The sequence below is a fragment of the Paenibacillus sp. TSA_86.1 genome (genome assembly GCF_052691815.1).
The window spans coordinates 17,441-32,896 of sequence record NZ_JBQZGE010000017.1; the positions used below are offsets into that span (position 1 = coordinate 17,441).

Annotated in this window: 14 protein-coding genes and 1 pseudogene; 11 read left to right on the plus strand and 4 right to left on the minus strand. The window is 48.2% G+C overall.

Features of this window, described 5'->3' with window-relative positions; genetic code table 11:
• Positions 1-121 precede the first annotated feature (121 nt).
• Positions 122-889 (plus strand): MerR family transcriptional regulator, encoded by a 768-nt coding sequence (locus ACUTVW_RS23295; protein WP_445647953.1) that lies wholly within the window; start codon positions 122-124, stop codon positions 887-889.
• 168 nt (positions 890-1,057) lie between these two features.
• Here the strand turns inward: ACUTVW_RS23295 and ACUTVW_RS23300 are convergent, their stop codons facing one another.
• Positions 1,058-1,537, minus strand: a complete 480-nt coding sequence (locus ACUTVW_RS23300) for a GAF domain-containing protein (protein ID WP_434748158.1) — start codon at positions 1,535-1,537, stop codon at positions 1,058-1,060.
• Positions 1,538-1,724: 187 nt separating this feature from the next.
• On the opposite strand from ACUTVW_RS23300, the gene ACUTVW_RS23305 reads away from it, so the two are divergent.
• The 4 genes from ACUTVW_RS23305 (at position 1,725) to ACUTVW_RS23320 (ending at position 5,259) form a co-directional block, all read left to right on the plus strand.
• Positions 1,725-2,021: a hypothetical protein gene (locus ACUTVW_RS23305; protein WP_434748157.1), complete on the plus strand. Its 297-nt coding sequence runs from the start codon at positions 1,725-1,727 to the stop codon at positions 2,019-2,021.
• 264 nt (positions 2,022-2,285) lie between these two features.
• The gene (locus tag ACUTVW_RS23310) at positions 2,286-2,828 is read left to right on the plus strand and encodes a GNAT family N-acetyltransferase (RefSeq protein WP_445647954.1); all 543 of its coding nucleotides are present in this window, start codon (positions 2,286-2,288) and stop codon (positions 2,826-2,828) included.
• Positions 2,829-3,064: 236 nt separating this feature from the next.
• Positions 3,065-4,624 (plus strand): MDR family MFS transporter, encoded by a 1,560-nt coding sequence (locus tag ACUTVW_RS23315; protein WP_445647955.1) that lies wholly within the window; start codon positions 3,065-3,067, stop codon positions 4,622-4,624.
• Between the two features lie 155 nt (positions 4,625-4,779).
• Positions 4,780-5,259, plus strand: coding sequence for a hypothetical protein (locus ACUTVW_RS23320; protein WP_445647956.1), 480 nt, complete (start codon positions 4,780-4,782; stop codon positions 5,257-5,259).
• Positions 5,260-5,321: 62 nt separating this feature from the next.
• Here the strand turns inward: ACUTVW_RS23320 and ACUTVW_RS23325 are convergent, their stop codons facing one another.
• Entirely contained in the window at positions 5,322-5,783 is a 462-nt protein-coding gene (locus tag ACUTVW_RS23325; protein ID WP_445647957.1) for a MarR family winged helix-turn-helix transcriptional regulator, read from the minus strand.
• Between the two features lie 470 nt (positions 5,784-6,253).
• Between ACUTVW_RS23325 and ACUTVW_RS23330 the strand changes: the two are divergent.
• From ACUTVW_RS23330 to ACUTVW_RS23355, 6 genes and pseudogenes are all read left to right on the plus strand, one after another.
• Positions 6,254-7,518 (plus strand): annotated as a pseudogene (locus tag ACUTVW_RS23330) (MFS transporter).
• Between the two features lie 199 nt (positions 7,519-7,717).
• Positions 7,718-9,064, plus strand: a complete 1,347-nt coding sequence (locus ACUTVW_RS23335) for a hypothetical protein (RefSeq protein ID WP_445647958.1) — start codon at positions 7,718-7,720, stop codon at positions 9,062-9,064.
• Positions 9,065-9,113: 49 nt separating this feature from the next.
• On the plus strand, positions 9,114-10,292 hold the full coding sequence (locus ACUTVW_RS23340; protein ID WP_445647959.1) for a hypothetical protein: 1,179 nt from the start codon (positions 9,114-9,116) through the stop codon (positions 10,290-10,292).
• 365 nt (positions 10,293-10,657) lie between these two features.
• On the plus strand, positions 10,658-11,395 hold the full coding sequence (locus tag ACUTVW_RS23345) for an ABC transporter ATP-binding protein (protein ID WP_445647960.1): 738 nt from the start codon (positions 10,658-10,660) through the stop codon (positions 11,393-11,395).
• A gap of 21 nt (positions 11,396-11,416) precedes the next feature.
• On the plus strand, positions 11,417-12,673 hold the full coding sequence (locus ACUTVW_RS23350; protein WP_445647961.1) for an ABC transporter permease: 1,257 nt from the start codon (positions 11,417-11,419) through the stop codon (positions 12,671-12,673).
• 267 nt (positions 12,674-12,940) lie between these two features.
• Complete coding sequence (locus ACUTVW_RS23355; RefSeq protein WP_445647962.1) at positions 12,941-13,369, plus strand: hypothetical protein; 429 nt, start codon at positions 12,941-12,943, stop codon at positions 13,367-13,369.
• Positions 13,370-13,812: 443 nt separating this feature from the next.
• On the opposite strand, the gene ACUTVW_RS23360 is transcribed toward ACUTVW_RS23355, so the two are convergent.
• Entirely contained in the window at positions 13,813-14,034 is a 222-nt protein-coding gene (locus ACUTVW_RS23360; RefSeq protein ID WP_445647963.1) for a hypothetical protein, read from the minus strand.
• Between the two features lie 105 nt (positions 14,035-14,139).
• Positions 14,140-15,408, minus strand: a complete 1,269-nt coding sequence (locus ACUTVW_RS23365; RefSeq protein WP_445647964.1) for an NAD(P)/FAD-dependent oxidoreductase — start codon at positions 15,406-15,408, stop codon at positions 14,140-14,142.
• Positions 15,409-15,456: the final 48 nt, after the last annotated feature.

Consider the following 15,456-nt stretch of genomic DNA (forward strand, 5'->3'; position numbering starts at 1 on the left):
GGTTTTTCAAGTACCAGGCAGGATTAAAGTTTTACATTTCGGTTTTTAAGATATAGCAAAACAACATGCAGGCAGCGGGTGAACTCACAGAGCACGCGGGTCAGGCAGGAGGTGATATCATATGGCGTATTCCATGACAGATGTATCCGGAATGTCAGGTGTGAGCTTGAACGAGTTAAGTCATTATGCGGAGCTGGGGCTGCTGTCTCCTGCTTTTCGTGGACTGGATGAAGATATCTATTATGAAAAAAAGGAGCTGCTTAAACTTCAGCAAATTCTGTTCTGCAAGGAAGCAGGTGTGCCGGAGGAAGAGATCGGCTCTATACTCAAGGAGGATCCTCTGGAAATGGTACGTGTGATGCAGCAACACCGTATCCGGATTCTGGAGGAGGCTCTTCGCCTGCACGGTCTGATCCAGACGTTAGATCGAACCGTCTCCTATCTCCAAGGGGAACGGGCGATGGATGAGCATGAACTATACTATGGTTTTGGACACAACTTAGGTCATGCCCGGCTTCCAGAAGCAGGTTATACACAGCACTCGCTTGATGATCGTGTGAAACGTGACCTGAAGGCTGAGAAAATTGAATTGAAATCCAAGGAAGATTTTCTGGACTCACAGGCTAAAATCGATCGCATCCATCTGGATTTGAAACAGGCACTGGAGCTTGGTCTCAAGCCGGACAGCCAGGCTGTACAACAGATTATCGGAAGACATCTCGAATGGATCAAAGGATATTACACACCTACGGCTGAGATTTATCGAGATTTGGCCAATCTGTACGTTGAGCACCGCGATTTTCGTAACATGTATGATGGTTATCATCCAAAACTCGCTGAGTTCCTGCGGGAGGGAATGATGATCAAAGCGGCACAGGATCTATCCTAGATGCATAAAGTAACATGGGCGGGCAAGAACATCGGTGTGAACATAGCAACAAAAAGCGCAGACCTCCGAGAGGGCTGCGCTTTTTGTTAACACATATCGTTCTCGCCATCATAGGGTGAGAGGACAAGAATTCTCTTGTTCGAATGAATTGAAAATGAATCAAACGGCTTACAGCTGCTCAGTGAGCAGGCTTACTGCTTTTTCCAGGAAGATGCGATCTTCGTCGTCAAACCGGTTTTTGATCGGGCTGTCGATATCCAGCACTCCGTATAATTGTCCGTCTTTGATAATCGGAACAACGATTTCACTATTGGATGCAGCATCACAGGCGATATGGCCTGGGAAAGCATGCACATCATCAACAACGAGTGTGCGTCTCTCCGCAGCAGAGGTGCCGCATACTCCGCGTCCAAGAGGAATTCGGATACAGGCAGGCAACCCTTGGAACGGTCCGAGGACCAATTCTTTGCCATCATACAGATAGAATCCGACCCAGTTGGTATCGGTTAGAAATACATTGAGCAGCGCAGCAGCGTTAGCCAGATTGGCAATCGCACTAGGTTCATCGCGAATCAGGGCACTTAACTGTCCCAGGACGGCGGTGTGCTGCTCGTTTCGTGTTCCTTCGTAGGAAACAGCTTGAAACATGGTGGATCACCCTCCCGAGCAAAAATGGTACTTATTTTCAAGATAGTGCAGTAGATGCGGTTAGTCAAGCAGAATGATTTTGGAAAGAGATGGCAGTACTCGAATCAGGCGCCTGTTTCTCTGGTACTTTCGCGGGGTAATTACTTAGCAACCAAGAAGGGCTACAACCCTGGAAGGAGCTTAGCTTATGCATGCAGAAGTACAGAACCTATTTGTACGAATTCATCTTCTATATTTTGCCCAAAATGAGGATCTAACCGTAAGCGATGCGCTGCCTATGTTAGAAGAACGAGGATATCGCGTGGGTGAACGTGAGATCAAGCAGGAGCTTGAACACCTGACGCAAGAGAACTTCCTGACTGCCCATGGAGACCAGTGGAGTCTGACCGGGACAGGCATTGAGGAGTATAAGGAAATTGTTGCTGTGCTTGGACGAGTCAGCGAGGAATTACTTGCTGGAGGTAAGAAAGCATCTCCGGCTTAAGGATGTAGGAGATTCGGCTTTGCGAGAAGCTGAGCAAAAAAAGGAATAACCCTCGGCATAAAACAGGACAACCTGTGCTGGTGGATTCATAGTTACATCAAGGCCGGGAGCGAATGCGCCCGGTTTTTTGATATGATCGGAAGAGTGAACGGTTGCCAATTGGTGCAGGTTATGGTTAGATGGCTAATGAATCTTATGGTCTGCAAGAGAAGGATCGGATCGGAGTGTCAGTTGATGTATAAATGTAAAGGAAGAATCCCGGAAATGGAGACACCGCGGCTACGTTTACGCAAAATGCGCCGCAAGGATGCTGCCCAGATGTTCGTACACTGGTCCGACCGGGAGGTTACACGGTATATGAATCTTGCGCCCATGATTGGGACAAGCGAGGCGGCAGATATGATCGGGCTGCTGAACCATATGGCGGGGGAAGAGGATGCCATTCGGTGGGGCATTGAACTAAAGGCTATCGGCAAACTTATCGGAAGCTGCGGTTTCAACACCTGGCAGCTGGAAGGTGCGTTTCGCGGGGAGATCGGATATGAGCTGGGCCGTGAGTACTGGCGTTACGGATATATGTCCGAGGCATTCACGGCGCTGCTACCCTTTGGTTATGAGACGATGGGATTGAACCGGATTGAAGCACTTGTTGACCCGCGCAATGCAGCTTCGGGCACGTTCCTGACAAGTCAGGGCTTCACACGTGAGGGTCTGCTACGCCAGGTGCAGCATACGTCTACCGGATACAAGGACATGGTCATGTACTCGCTATTATATGATGAGTTTCTTCGCAATAAGAGAAGGTAGTGGAAAGGAAGTTTATCATTTGAGGTTTTTTTTATTTACATATTAACGGAGAGACAGAACAAAGCTGGAGAAGCGAAGCGTTCGTCTAAAAGCTTTCGGCACGAAAGCTACATCGAAAGCATAGGCTTACCACCGGATTTCCCCCTTTTAAACAAAATAAGATCAAAAAAATCTGGGGGTAACAACGATCGAAAGATTGTTCTGGCTCGTAGTAGGCATGTAAATAATATCTTCTAATGGTTAAAGAGAAAAAAGAGAGAAGGGTTTGTGTGAATACATCAGGAGGTTTGAAGCGCAGTTTTATTCTCGCTGGTTTGCTGCTGGCAACGTTTCTGTCCGCGATTGAGGGTACCGTAATCGGTCCGGCTGGCCCGACGATTGTCAGCGAACTGGGGAGCGTGCAGCTGCTGAGTTGGATTTTTACGGCGTATCTGCTCACGATGGCAGTCAGTACGCCGATTTTTGGCAAAATCAGTGACTTGTATGGACGTAAACCGGTCTTCCTTATTGGCTGTGCTTTATTTTTGCTGGGATCACTCTTATGCTGTCTTTCGCAGAATATGGAGCAGTTGATCATTTACCGTGCCATTCAGGGGATTGGGGCAGGTGCTGTCGTGCCGGTTACCTTTACGATTATCGGGGACATTTACCGTATTGAGGAACGTGGCAAAATCCAGGGCTGGATCAGCTCGGTATGGGGCATCTCGTCTCTCGTCGGCCCGCTGCTCGGTGGTTATTTCGTGGACAACCTCGGTTGGCAGTGGATTTTCGGGTTTAATGTGCCGTTTGGTTTGCTCGCGATGTGGTTCGTTTTCCGTTATTTGAAGGAAGACATTTCCCCACGCACGGCCAAAATTGATTATATGGGAGCGTTGACCTTCACCATTGGTATTACCGCTTTGCTCTTTGTTTTATCGGCGGGTGGGCAGTATTACGCATGGAGTTCTCCATTGATTGTGGCACTGAGCGTCGTTGCTGTGCTGTTTATCATTTTGTTTTTTGTGGTGGAAAAAAAAGCTCAGGCCCCGATGGTTCCACTTCATCTGTTCCGTATCCGGGACATCCGGGTGGCGAATATCGCCGGCCTGCTGACCAGTACATTGATGATCGGCTTAACCAGCTATCTGCCGCTCTGGGTGCAGGGGGTTCGCGGAGGCAATGCAACGGAGTCCGGGTTATTGCTCGCACCGATGTCCGTTGGTTGGTTGATCGGTAGCGTGCTGGCTGGCCGGCTGCTGCTCAAGATCGGTTCACGGTTGACCACATTAATTGGACTTACCGGAATCGCGGTTGGTTCGGGCGGGCTATTCTTGGTTGGCGGGACTTCTCCGCAGGTCGTGCTGTTCATTTTGACCTTTATTTATGGGCTCGGGTTCGGTTTTGCCTTTACGATCTTCACCATCATTGCCCAGTCCTCTGTGGGGTATAAAGAGCGTGGTTCTTCAACGGCACTACATACGTTCATGCGTACACTCGGCCAGACGATCGGTGCAGCAGCATTTGGAACCTGGCTGAACTTCCGCATCTCGGCACTGTCGAGTGAACAAAATTTGGCGGCGTCAGGTATTTCGGAGAAGGATCTAAACGAACTGCTTGCACCGCATACGGATGCAGCTTTATCGGACGAGAAGTGGGCGCTACTGCGCAGTGTGCTGGAAGGCAGTCTGCACTCCTTGTTTGTTATTATGTTTGTGATTGCTATTGTTTCGTGGGTCACTACACTAGCTTTGCGCAAACGACTAATCGTTCCCGAGGATGCAGATGCTCCGCCACAAGTGGAAGCCATGCAGAAGTAACTGAGCGGCAGGGTAGAGGAAAGAATGAAAGGCATAGTAATGGAATGCACGGATAGAACATCATCGCTATGTCCTAAAAAAGCAGCTGAATTCAGCTGCTTTTTATATTTCAATGGGTTTGGTATGATGGACTGGAAAAAGGAGGAGGATGTGAATTGAGCAAATTAAAGCTAGTTGTCCTGCGGCCTGTTTCCCCTTCTGTCCGAATCTTGTCAGCCTTGCTGGCCTGTATTTCAATCTCTGTCATCACCGTTCTCGTTAAATATGTACCTGTAGACGAGCGAATGGATAATACGTACTATTCTCCGCTCTGGTATTCATTACTTATTACCGTGCTGATTTATCTGGCTATTGTCATTTTTCTTATTCTTCCACTGTCACTCTTGACGGATGCGGTGTCTATATCTGTGGTGCAACGAGCTAGAGGGAGAATGCATCCAGTTGTATCGGTAATGATTGGTTATGTTTTGTTAGCAGGATTCAGCGGTGTTCTGTTCTCTGTCTTTGTGTTTCGGGGGAATACGTTTCTGTACATGGGGGCCATTCGCCAGATGTTTATCATCACCTTGATCTTTCTGGGCTGGCAATATGTTTTGCGGGCAGGGACTCACTGGCTGAAAATCAATAAAAAATAAAGACCGGATAAGCCTTAATTAGAGGCTAATCTGGTCTTTTTATATTACGGTTTATTCCAATTCTAGCTGCTCGCTGACAGACTTTCTGCACCATGTGCCAGTCTGCCCAGCAGTTCGGAAAGCAGTTCCTTATCCTCTTCACTCAGACCACTAACCGCACGATCAATCTTGACTGCATAACCCGGATAGATATCATCCATCGTACGCTGACCTATTTCGGTCAGTTCAACAAAAATGATACGTCTGTCCTGTGGACAATGTTTGCGGCAGAGTAGTCCTTTTTCCTCCAGCTTATCAATGACATAAGTGACATTGCCGCTCTGCAGAAGCAATTGGGCCCCTACCTGCTGGATCGGCTGTGCTCCTTTCATATATAAGACTTCGAGCACTCCGTAGGCAGTCGGGTTAAAACCATGTACTTTACTTCCAGATACAGCGTGTTCATTCACACTTTTGAACGTATGAGCCAGGGTGCGGTACAGATGAAGTGAACGTTCTGTCCCGATCTCTTGTAATTCCAGCATGCTGATCCCGCCTTTCAGTGTATTTATATAAGTTGACGTGATTGAAAGTTTCTCTTTGCTAGCTCTCTTGGTAAAGATCAGATCAACTTATACGAGTTGGATCGTTATATCAATTGACGAATTAGTGGATCGCCATATGTTCATTGTAGACCTCTATTTTGGTGAAAAACATGCGATATGTCACAAGATTTGCATTTTTAGCATTTAAAATTTGATCAATTTCCACAATTTATAATACATATTCTTAATCAAGCATCCAAATGGATTAGAGAACTGGAATGGAGAAAAAGCAAAAATACTCCTGTGGGTGTTTTCCATCTCCGTCTCGGGCAGGAGGTTCTGCCAGGGACTCTTTTATATAATCATTATCATATTAAACATTCGGAAAATGATGGAGGAGGAGCGGGATGACGAATTCCATAGTAGAGGGACAGGGTGCACTGAAACAAAATCGTGCATTCATGACATTGATGGTATCTCAGGCCATATCCAACTTGGGGGACTGGCTGCACCTGTTGGCCATTTTCACATTGGTAGGGCTTCGTTGGAATGCTACGCCATGGGAGGTTACTTTTGTGATGTTGTCTGCGGCATTGCCGGTACTGTTTACGGGCCCCTTTGCCGGTGCTCTGGCAGATCGCCTGAACCGAAAGTGGATGATGATTACAGCGATGCTGCCCGAATTATTATCGTGGGTGCATTTATTTTTGCCGGTCAGATTTGGCATGTTTATGTGTTGCTTATTCTCAAATCTCTATTTGATGTCATGTTCTCACCTGCGAAGAACGGCAAGTTGAAAGAAATTGTGCCACATCACCAGCTTGCCCAAGCGGTGTCCATTAGTTCGGTGATTGAACAGATGTCCAAAATTATCGGTCCGGCACTGGGCGGATTACTTGTAGCCGGGTTCGGAATCACGTGGTGTTTTGTGCTGGATGCGGCATCATTTCTGATCTCTGGCATTATTTTATTGTGGATTCCCGGACATCGGGTGATCCAACGGGCAGATTCTGACGTAACAGGAGTAGAGGAAGAGACAGCAGGATCGATTCGCGTAAAACAATCCTTTTGGAAGGAAACACTTGAGGGTATCCGCATGCTTTCTTCCCTTCCTCGCGTAGGAACGTCACTTCTTTTGCTGGCAGCTGCGATTTTGTTTCTGCAATTTGCCGATTCACAGACTGTCATCTTATTCAGACAACTTCCCGGCATTTCGGGTGATCTGCTTGGATGGTGTGTTGCGGCAAGTGGTGTCGGAACGTTAATCGCGGCGATGAGTGTCCGGAAATGGAAAACAGCGAGCCACGGGTTAAAAATGGGGCTGGGTACCGCTGTAACAGGTCTCGTGATCGGGACCGCTGGGTTAGTTGTTGTCGTATGGCCTTCAGCAGGACTAGGCGCACAGCTGCTTCTTATTTCGCTGTTTGCCTTGGCAGGTGTGGGCATTGGTTTTGCAGTCGTGCCTTTTCAGATTCTACTGCAAGAACAGACCCCTGAGCCGATGACAGGCAGGGTATTTGGTACCGTAGGCAGTGTGATGACAACGAGCAACATTCTCGGCCCTGTGGCAGGCGGGTTACTAGTGACTTCATTTGGTGTTGTTCCTGCGTTTGTAAGTTCAGGCGTTTTGCTGACACTGTTGGGTTTACTGTATCTGTTGAAAGCAAGAGGTAAGAACAGAGATGGGGAAGCAGTTATTCCGGCACAGTCTGTGGCAACCGGAGAGGTGTCGTAAGAACGTTTAGAGAAGTAATAGCTGGGTATGAAGGTGTAAATTAATTTAAATTTAAAATGTTTTTACGGAAAAATCGTTTGAGGAAACGCCTTCATGTTTAATGAGGAACAGGCAGAAATCCCTGTATTCTAATTATTCCTAGGGGAAAACTCATATGCCTTGTCCCACCAACGCTAGCGCGGAAAGGGGGTGAAGCAACTTGAACTTAAAAGTGAAATTACCCAGATCGATCACTCGTCTGGCAAGCATTCCGTTAGCCATTCTGGCCGGAACCTTGGTTATGGGCATCGGTTCATCGCACGTATATGCAGATGATGCTCAGAATCAGGCGGGTTCAAACAAACCGTCCAGCGGATTGTCACTGAACCTGTTCTCACGTGATGCAGATGGCAGTCTTGATCTGACTCCATCCATATCGGCATCCACACCACTGCTTGATGTAGAAGTTCCCTCGATCCAAACGAATACATCTACTGGCAAGCTAAGTGTATCTGAGCTTAAGGTCGATACACCGCTTGGATCGGCAGGAACATCGAAGATTGGTATCGATGCGAAACAAGGAACGGTGGAACTACCTTCTGTACAAGCTGATACGCCTGTCATTCGAGCAGATGTGTCCGGCAGTCAGGTGAATCTTCAGGAGGGAACAGTTTCCTTGCCGGGGATTCAAGCGGAGGTTCCTGAAGTCATCAAAGCAGAGACATCTGCTGTACGAGCAGACTTGCGGCAAGGCAAGGTTGAACTGCCTTCCGTGAAAGTTGATGTGCCTGAAGTTACATCGGTAGATGTCAGGGCATCAGGTGTGAACCTAAACGAAGGCAAGGTGCGGCTTCCAACAGTGAAAGCGAGCGTACCTGTTGCGGGTGTAAACGCGGAAATTGATCCTGGTAAAGTCGAACTTCCGGTTGTGAAACCGGGGCGGTCCGCAAATACTTCAAATCAGCCTGATGCTGTGCAAGCACCTAAGGATGAGAAGTCTCAGGATAAGCTAAGCGAATCGGAAACAAAGCGGGATGAAGTACAGGTTACAGGTCAGGTGATGGATCGTGAGATCACTCCAGACGCAGTAAAAGAGCCCGTTGTTTCTCAGGGTGTACCTGTGAAGCAGGAGGGTCTCAACCAACGTGCTGAGGAGACGAATTCCAACGTATCTTTACTGGATCATAAATGGCTGCAGATGGATGCGTCCTTGGGTAAATCAACAGCCGAGAACCAAGGTCAGGGGAATCTGAATGCGGATCAGGCATCACTTGAAAAGCAGGATAAAGCCTCTGCACCATGGCAACCACGGACAGAACGACCGGCAAACTGGTCTGTTACGGCAATAGCTCCTACTTCAACGAGTACCTCTACAGGTACAAGCTCCGGTTCATCCGGTGTGACAGGAGGCGGAGCATCCGTTCCGGCCGTAGCACTGCCTTTGGCGATAACAAGTCCGGTGATGCCAGGTTATGATTTTGCTTTTGACATGGAACGTTTGGATGGTTTCAGCCAGTGGTCACAAGCACCACCAGGTCAGCCGCCGAAATATACCTCTTTCTCATAAACAACAATGGCGTTAATTCAACCAAAATTGAGAAGGAGTGTATATTATCATGAAAAAAGTGAATCGTTGGGTAAAATTGTCGGTATTGTCGGGTACGCTGGTAGCTGGATTGCTGGGGGCTTCGCAGGCAACCTATGCGGATAGCTACAACAGCAACAGCAGCGGTAATTTGGATCTGAATGCAGGTCTGCGTCTGGAACTGGGATCATTGTTATCAGGACAACGTGACGCTGGTTACGGGAATACTGGCAGCTATGGTGGTTCCTCCAGTGCAACCGGAGCATTAAACCTGGATCTGGGACTTAATGCCGGTGTATCCGCCAAGAACATGAACCGTTACAATAACCAATCTTCGGACGTTACAAGTGAGCACAGTAGCTCTGGCAGACTAGGTCTCGGTCTGAATGCCAATGTGTCGGGAGAAGCAGCAACGATGAACGAGTATTCACGAAACGGTCAGGCTCGCAACAGCAACACGAACAGTAGCTATGCCAGTGAAGGCCGCGGTAAACTCGATCTGGGTCTGAACGCGAAAGCGGAAGGAGAGAGTGCAACCATGGCTCAATCCGAACGCAACAGTAACGTGAACGACCGTGAGCGCACCGCGAGCAGCAGTTATGCGAGCGAAAGCCGTGGCATGCTGGATCTGGGTCTGAACGCGAAAGCGGAAGGAAAGAGTGCAACGTGGGCTCAATCCGAACGCAACAGTAACGGTAACGACCGTGAGCGCACCGCAAACAGCAGCTATGCGAGCGAAAGCCGTGGCATGCTGGATCTGGGTCTGAACGCGAAAGCGGAAGGAAAGAGTGCAACGTGGGCTCAATCCGAACGCAACAGTAACGTGAACGACCGTGAGCGCACCGCAAGCAGCAGTTATGCCAGCGAAAGCCGTGGCAAGCTCGATCTGGGTCTGAACGCGAAAGCGGAAGGAGAGAGTGCAACCATGGCTCAATCCGAACGCAACAGTAACGGGAACGACCGTGAGCGCACCGCAAGCAGCAGTTATGCGAGCGAAAGCCGTGGCATGCTGGATCTGGGTCTGAACGCGAAAGCGGAAGGAGAGAGTGCAACCATGGCTCAATCCGAACGCAACAGTAACGGGAACGACCGTGAGCGCACCGCAAGCAGCAGCTATGCCAGCGAAAGCCGTGGCATGCTCGATCTGGGTCTGAACGCTAATGCGGATGCAGAAAGCGATACGATAACCATGGTGGAGAGCAATCGATAATATGAATTTTTCACTGTAACATGAAGAAGCAGGGGCTCCGGAACCCCTGCTTCTTTTTATGAGATTAAAACCTATTTACTTCTAATCTTACGTTGCTGTTTTTCAATTCAGCTTGAACATTTGATAGACTTCCTCTGCATTAAGTAGTATGAACGAATGTTATCGAGTGATACCCAAACTGTAAATGTATTAATATAAAGATGGAAATATGTATATAAGGATATAAGTATGTAATAACATTTTATTATAAGTCAAAAAATGAATTAACCACTTTTACTCAATTTGATCAAACATGATACTCAAAACTCATTTACAATATAAATAGTTCATTATGTAAAAAAGGATAAGAACAGGAGTGTTAAGCCATGCAGCACATATCGCAGGAAGAAAAAGCTCTACCCGATTCCATCCTGAACGTACATATTCGCGAAGCAGGTTACGCGCCAGGACAGTCTACGATTCGGAACATTCAGATGCACGTCGCACCGGGAGAACTGGTAGGCATTATCGGCCCTAATGGTGCGGGTAAAAGTACAACCATTAAGACATTGCTCGGCCTCCTGGAGCATGCCGATTATGATGTAACCATTGGCGGGGAAGGGCGTTATGCCTACATTCCCGAACAGCCTGTTTTTTACGAGTACATGACCTTGTGGGAGCATCTTGATCTGGCTGCTGCAGCATATGAAATAGAAGAAGCAGTATTTGTGGCGAGAGCGGATGAGCTTCTAGTCCGATTTGGCATGGATCATGTCCGCAATGATCTCCCAGCCAGTTTCTCGAAAGGCATGCGTCAGAAAATGATGCTTATGATCGGATTTCTCTCCTCACCGGATATCTATATTGTGGACGAGCCATTTATCGGTTTAGACCCGCGCGCAACGAAGGATTTCCTTAAGTTACTTGATGATGAGCGCCGCCGCGGGGCAGGTGTGTTAATGTCTACCCACGTGCTGGATACGGCCGAACGGATCTGCGACCGCTTCATTCTGATTGCTTCTGGCCGATCGGCTGCGGAAGGAACGTTGGATGAAATTCGTGCTACGGCGGGAATGCCGGAAGCGTCTTTATTTGATTGTTTTGATACGCTGACATTGGACTGAAGAAAGGAGAGAACTGAAGGAATGGTAGAACCCAAACGTTATACCCCGCATCTTTTATACCAAAGAAGGCAGAAAGAGCATGTTCGGGAACAGTGGCGTAATTTTAGGCTTGTGGTGGACTGGACGGTATGGTTGTATCTGCTGGTTCCAGGAATGTTATATTTTATCGGCTACTACGCCAGTCTGTGGACAAAAGCGTTGCCAGCATGGGCAAGCGGCGGCATATCATTCCCTGTACTAACGGGGATTATCGAATTAATCATCCTGACGGGTGGAGTTTTGCTTTTTATCGAAGAAGCGGATGTATTGTTCCTGAAATCCAGAAGGGTGTGGATGCAAACACTGATGATGCGAGGGCTTGTGCGGGTGACCCTATTACAACTCGGAAAAATGATACTTATTACCGCGCTCGTTGCACCGCTGCTCGTTCGTGTGTATGACATGTCTCTATTACAGATCGTGCTGACAAGTATCTGGCTCGCAACTGCGGCGTCACTTCAAGTCATTGTTATACATATGGTTAAAGTTCGATATACAGGGTGGCGGCGCTGGCTTTCAATGATCCCGCTTGTGATCGCTATGGGGTGGGCAACAATTCGCACATCTGCTTGGCTTCTTGGGGACTCGTATACGTGGAGAATCACGCTGAGTATTGCAGCCGTTCTGCTGTTACTCATTACATTGATACAGATGAGACTGCATATGAAGGGCACGTTTGAGGGAGATGTGCGGGAGGGTCTGCGAAGCAGGCTACGGTTAACTGCACTGATGTTGAGCCAGGCTGTGAAGAAACCAAAGTCTCCGCAGACACGTACGATCATTTTTCGCAAATCTCGCAAATTATTTCGTAAACGCTCCATTCCGAATCGGACGGCAGAGATTGCTTTCAAAACTTTTTTTCGCAATTCCGAGACGTTGAAATTGATTCTTCAACTGGGTGGGTTGTCTATCGTAGCGGTAGCCTTGCCGCCGTTTCCGGTCAATGTCATCGTGTGTGGTTTACTGGTGATTATGCTGACCGTGATGTTATACCGTGCTTGGGATGGATTGGCTACGTCGGAGTATGTACAGCTTGTCACGTATGATTCTGCTGCGCTTCATGAGGCAGGCTCCATCATGGTGCGTATGTTACTGCTTCCACTCGTTGCGCTGATGGGATATGTCATGGGAGTGTTTTGGCTGGGTTGGATAGTCGGTTTTCTGACTGCTGCATGCACGGTAGCATTTGGTTATGCTGTAGTGTCCGTTGCAGGCTGGATCAGACAGACCCGTGCATGATTTTACATAAACATGCTTGAAAGGATTTTTCTTCCCGGGACGCATATCACATATGTTTCCTGCCCATGCTATAGAAGAAAGGTTTTGTGAATCCCATGAATCCCATGAATCTCATGAGTGACATGAGTCATAAGTGGCATGGGAGTCATGACTTTCATGAGTTTCATGGGTGTCCTGTATATGTATGTTTTAACTTATGGATGTCTTGATGTCTAATGGGTTTCACGGACTGGGGATAGAAATATTTATAGCGAGGAGAAGTTGAGCATGATGGATAACGGTGAGCTTCAAGTGCATTTCTCTGATCCTTCGGCACTGCATGTGGCAAAAGCAACTTTGGAGGAATTAGGCTATAAGCCATATCAATCTGCACCACTTGAACTATATATCCCGACGGATCGCCAAGATCCGCAATCCGCGGTTGAGATTGTGCAAGCGCATGGAGGAAGCGCCGTGTTTGCCTCTTCGGTGGATGAACTGGATCTGTTTCAAAATGTATCTATTCCCGCACACCTCGTCAACGAGGACTGGAACGAGGGCTACGCACGCGGTGGAAACCAGACGATGAATGTCGGCCAGAGCGTAGATCAAGGTGCAGATCAGGGCGTAAATCAGAGCAAACATGAATATAACTATAGCGATGATCCGGTCTACGATGACTCCGCGGATGGATTCTCCGGCAGCGTCAAGGCATAAGAAAGAACTGTCAACGCTTAAGGGAAAACTGCCCACACGAGTACACGCCCTCGTACCTGTAGCAGTAAACGGCAGTGTTCATCTGGAACTTACCTTGGAGTTGTAAAAAGTATTAAGCAAAGGAAAGGCACCCGTCTGGTCATGGATGATGACATGTGGGTGCCTTTTTTGGCGCACGCCTATGATGCAGGTTAATGAGTGTCCCATTTGGCTAGCGCTGTATCTGAGTATTTTCTAACGATCACAGGGAACGCTATTTGCTCCATTTGAGGGTGTTTCGAAATGTAACGATCACCAGAGACGTTATTTTGACACAAATGAATCATTTTACCTTGAAAAGATCGGTTTTTCGCCAAATAGCGTTCCTGGTGATCGTTAGAATTTAAAAATGAATAATTTCCATGAAATAAGGTTCGTGGTGATCGTTAGCGCTTGAACCATGTTTAAAGCGACTCGCCAACAACCGGCATCACACCGAACCGGGCCACAACTCCGGCACCAGGCAATATATTGATGCGCACATTAAAGCCACGTATGCAACACGCATACAACACCCATACCGGACAAATGGCAAGCAATCCTTCAACACAACAGTGTTCACCTACACATACTTCGCTCATTCCGCGCACTAGCCCCTGATCCCGCACGTCCGCATCGCGTTGCAACAGGCACTTGCCCCTGACCAGGGGCGTCAAACCCCAAACGCCAAGCACCAAGCACCAAGCACCAAGCACCAAGCACTAAGTGCCAAACGCCAAACGTCTAATTACCTACGCATTAACATGTCTGTACTCAGCAGCATTCATGCCGGCAGTGTATCCTGTGGAGAAGGCAGCAGTAATATTATAACCGCCAGTGTAACCGTGAATGTCGAGCACCTCGCCGCAAAAGAATAGTCCAGGCAACAGCTTGGATTCCATCGTTTTAGGGTATATCTCCTTTAAGTGAACTCCGCCTCCGGTTACAAAGGCTTCCTTTAGGGATCTTGTGCCGTCTGCGCGGAAAGTGAAGGACTTCATTAGCTCGCACAGGTGACTTAACATACCTTTCGGAAAATGGTGGAATGTGAGGTCGTCCCCAATCTCGGCACGTTTCATCAATAGGGGAATCAGACGCTCAGGCACCCATGTTTTCAAAATATTTTTCACAGCCTTGCGCGACTCTTGCTCCAGTCCTTGCTTGACCTGTGCTTCCAGCGCAGCCGGGCTAAGGTCAGGGAAGAGGTCGATGCTCATCGTGACTTGTGTACTCCCGGACTTCATCTGAACCTTACGAATAAACTGACTGCAACGCAGTGCAACCGGGCCGGATACGCCAAAATGGGTGAAGAGCATGTCTCCCCGGTGGGAGATGACCGTTTTACCTTTGGCATCGAGCACAGACAGTGCAATGTCACGCAGAGACAGACCCTGCAGCTCTTTGGACTGAATCCAGCTCTCTCCAGATACGATAGGCACCTCCGTTGGATACAGCTCTGTGATGGTATGACCAGCTCCCTCAGCCCATGGATATCCGTCACCAGTGGAACCGGTTTGTGGCACGGATTTGCCACCCGTTGCGATAATGACGGAGCGACCATGAATGATTTTGCCCGAGGCCAGCTTAACACCTTGCACCTGTTGACCGTTCTGGACAAGTTCTTTGACGGGTTCTTTGGTACGGATCTCCACGCCAAGGGAGACAATTTTACCCACCAGCGCATCAACAACTGTTTTGGCTTTATCGGTGACAGGGAACATTCTGCCATTGTCTTCTTCTTTCAAGGCAATGCCGAGATTTTCAAAAAAACGCATGATGCCCTGATTATCCAAATTTTGAAACGAGCTGTATAAAAAACGCCCGTTACCCGGAATATGGCGAATCAGTTCATCGGTTTCTTTTGCGTTTGTTACATTGCAGCGACCTCCGCCGGAGATGCCCAGTTTGCGGCCCAATTGATCTCCCTTATCCAGCAGCAGCACAGATGCTCCGTGCTCAGCAGCTGCCACACAAGCCATCAGACCTGCGGATCCGCCGCCTATTACAATAACGTCATACATTAATGATTACCTTCTTTTTTGATTGATTTTGTCTGTTTTTTATAGACA

Excerpts from the sequence above, each read along its gene's own strand:
- ACUTVW_RS23295 (WP_445647953.1), top strand. The coding sequence starts at position 122 with ATGGCGTATTCCATGACAGATGTATCCGGAATGTCAGGTGTGAGCTTG.
- ACUTVW_RS23300 (WP_434748158.1), bottom strand. The coding sequence starts at position 1,537 with ATGTTTCAAGCTGTTTCCTACGAAGGAACACGAAACGAGCAGCACACC.
- ACUTVW_RS23305 (WP_434748157.1), top strand. The coding sequence starts at position 1,725 with ATGCATGCAGAAGTACAGAACCTATTTGTACGAATTCATCTTCTATAT.
- ACUTVW_RS23310 (WP_445647954.1), top strand. The coding sequence starts at position 2,286 with ATGGAGACACCGCGGCTACGTTTACGCAAAATGCGCCGCAAGGATGCT.
- ACUTVW_RS23315 (WP_445647955.1), top strand. The coding sequence starts at position 3,065 with ATGGTTAAAGAGAAAAAAGAGAGAAGGGTTTGTGTGAATACATCAGGA.
- ACUTVW_RS23325 (WP_445647957.1), bottom strand. The coding sequence starts at position 5,783 with ATGCTGGAATTACAAGAGATCGGGACAGAACGTTCACTTCATCTGTAC.
- ACUTVW_RS23340 (WP_445647959.1), top strand. The coding sequence starts at position 9,114 with ATGAAAAAAGTGAATCGTTGGGTAAAATTGTCGGTATTGTCGGGTACG.
- ACUTVW_RS23345 (WP_445647960.1), top strand. The coding sequence starts at position 10,658 with ATGCAGCACATATCGCAGGAAGAAAAAGCTCTACCCGATTCCATCCTG.
- ACUTVW_RS23350 (WP_445647961.1), top strand. The coding sequence starts at position 11,417 with ATGGTAGAACCCAAACGTTATACCCCGCATCTTTTATACCAAAGAAGG.
- ACUTVW_RS23355 (WP_445647962.1), top strand. The coding sequence starts at position 12,941 with ATGATGGATAACGGTGAGCTTCAAGTGCATTTCTCTGATCCTTCGGCA.
- ACUTVW_RS23365 (WP_445647964.1), bottom strand. The coding sequence starts at position 15,408 with ATGTATGACGTTATTGTAATAGGCGGCGGATCCGCAGGTCTGATGGCT.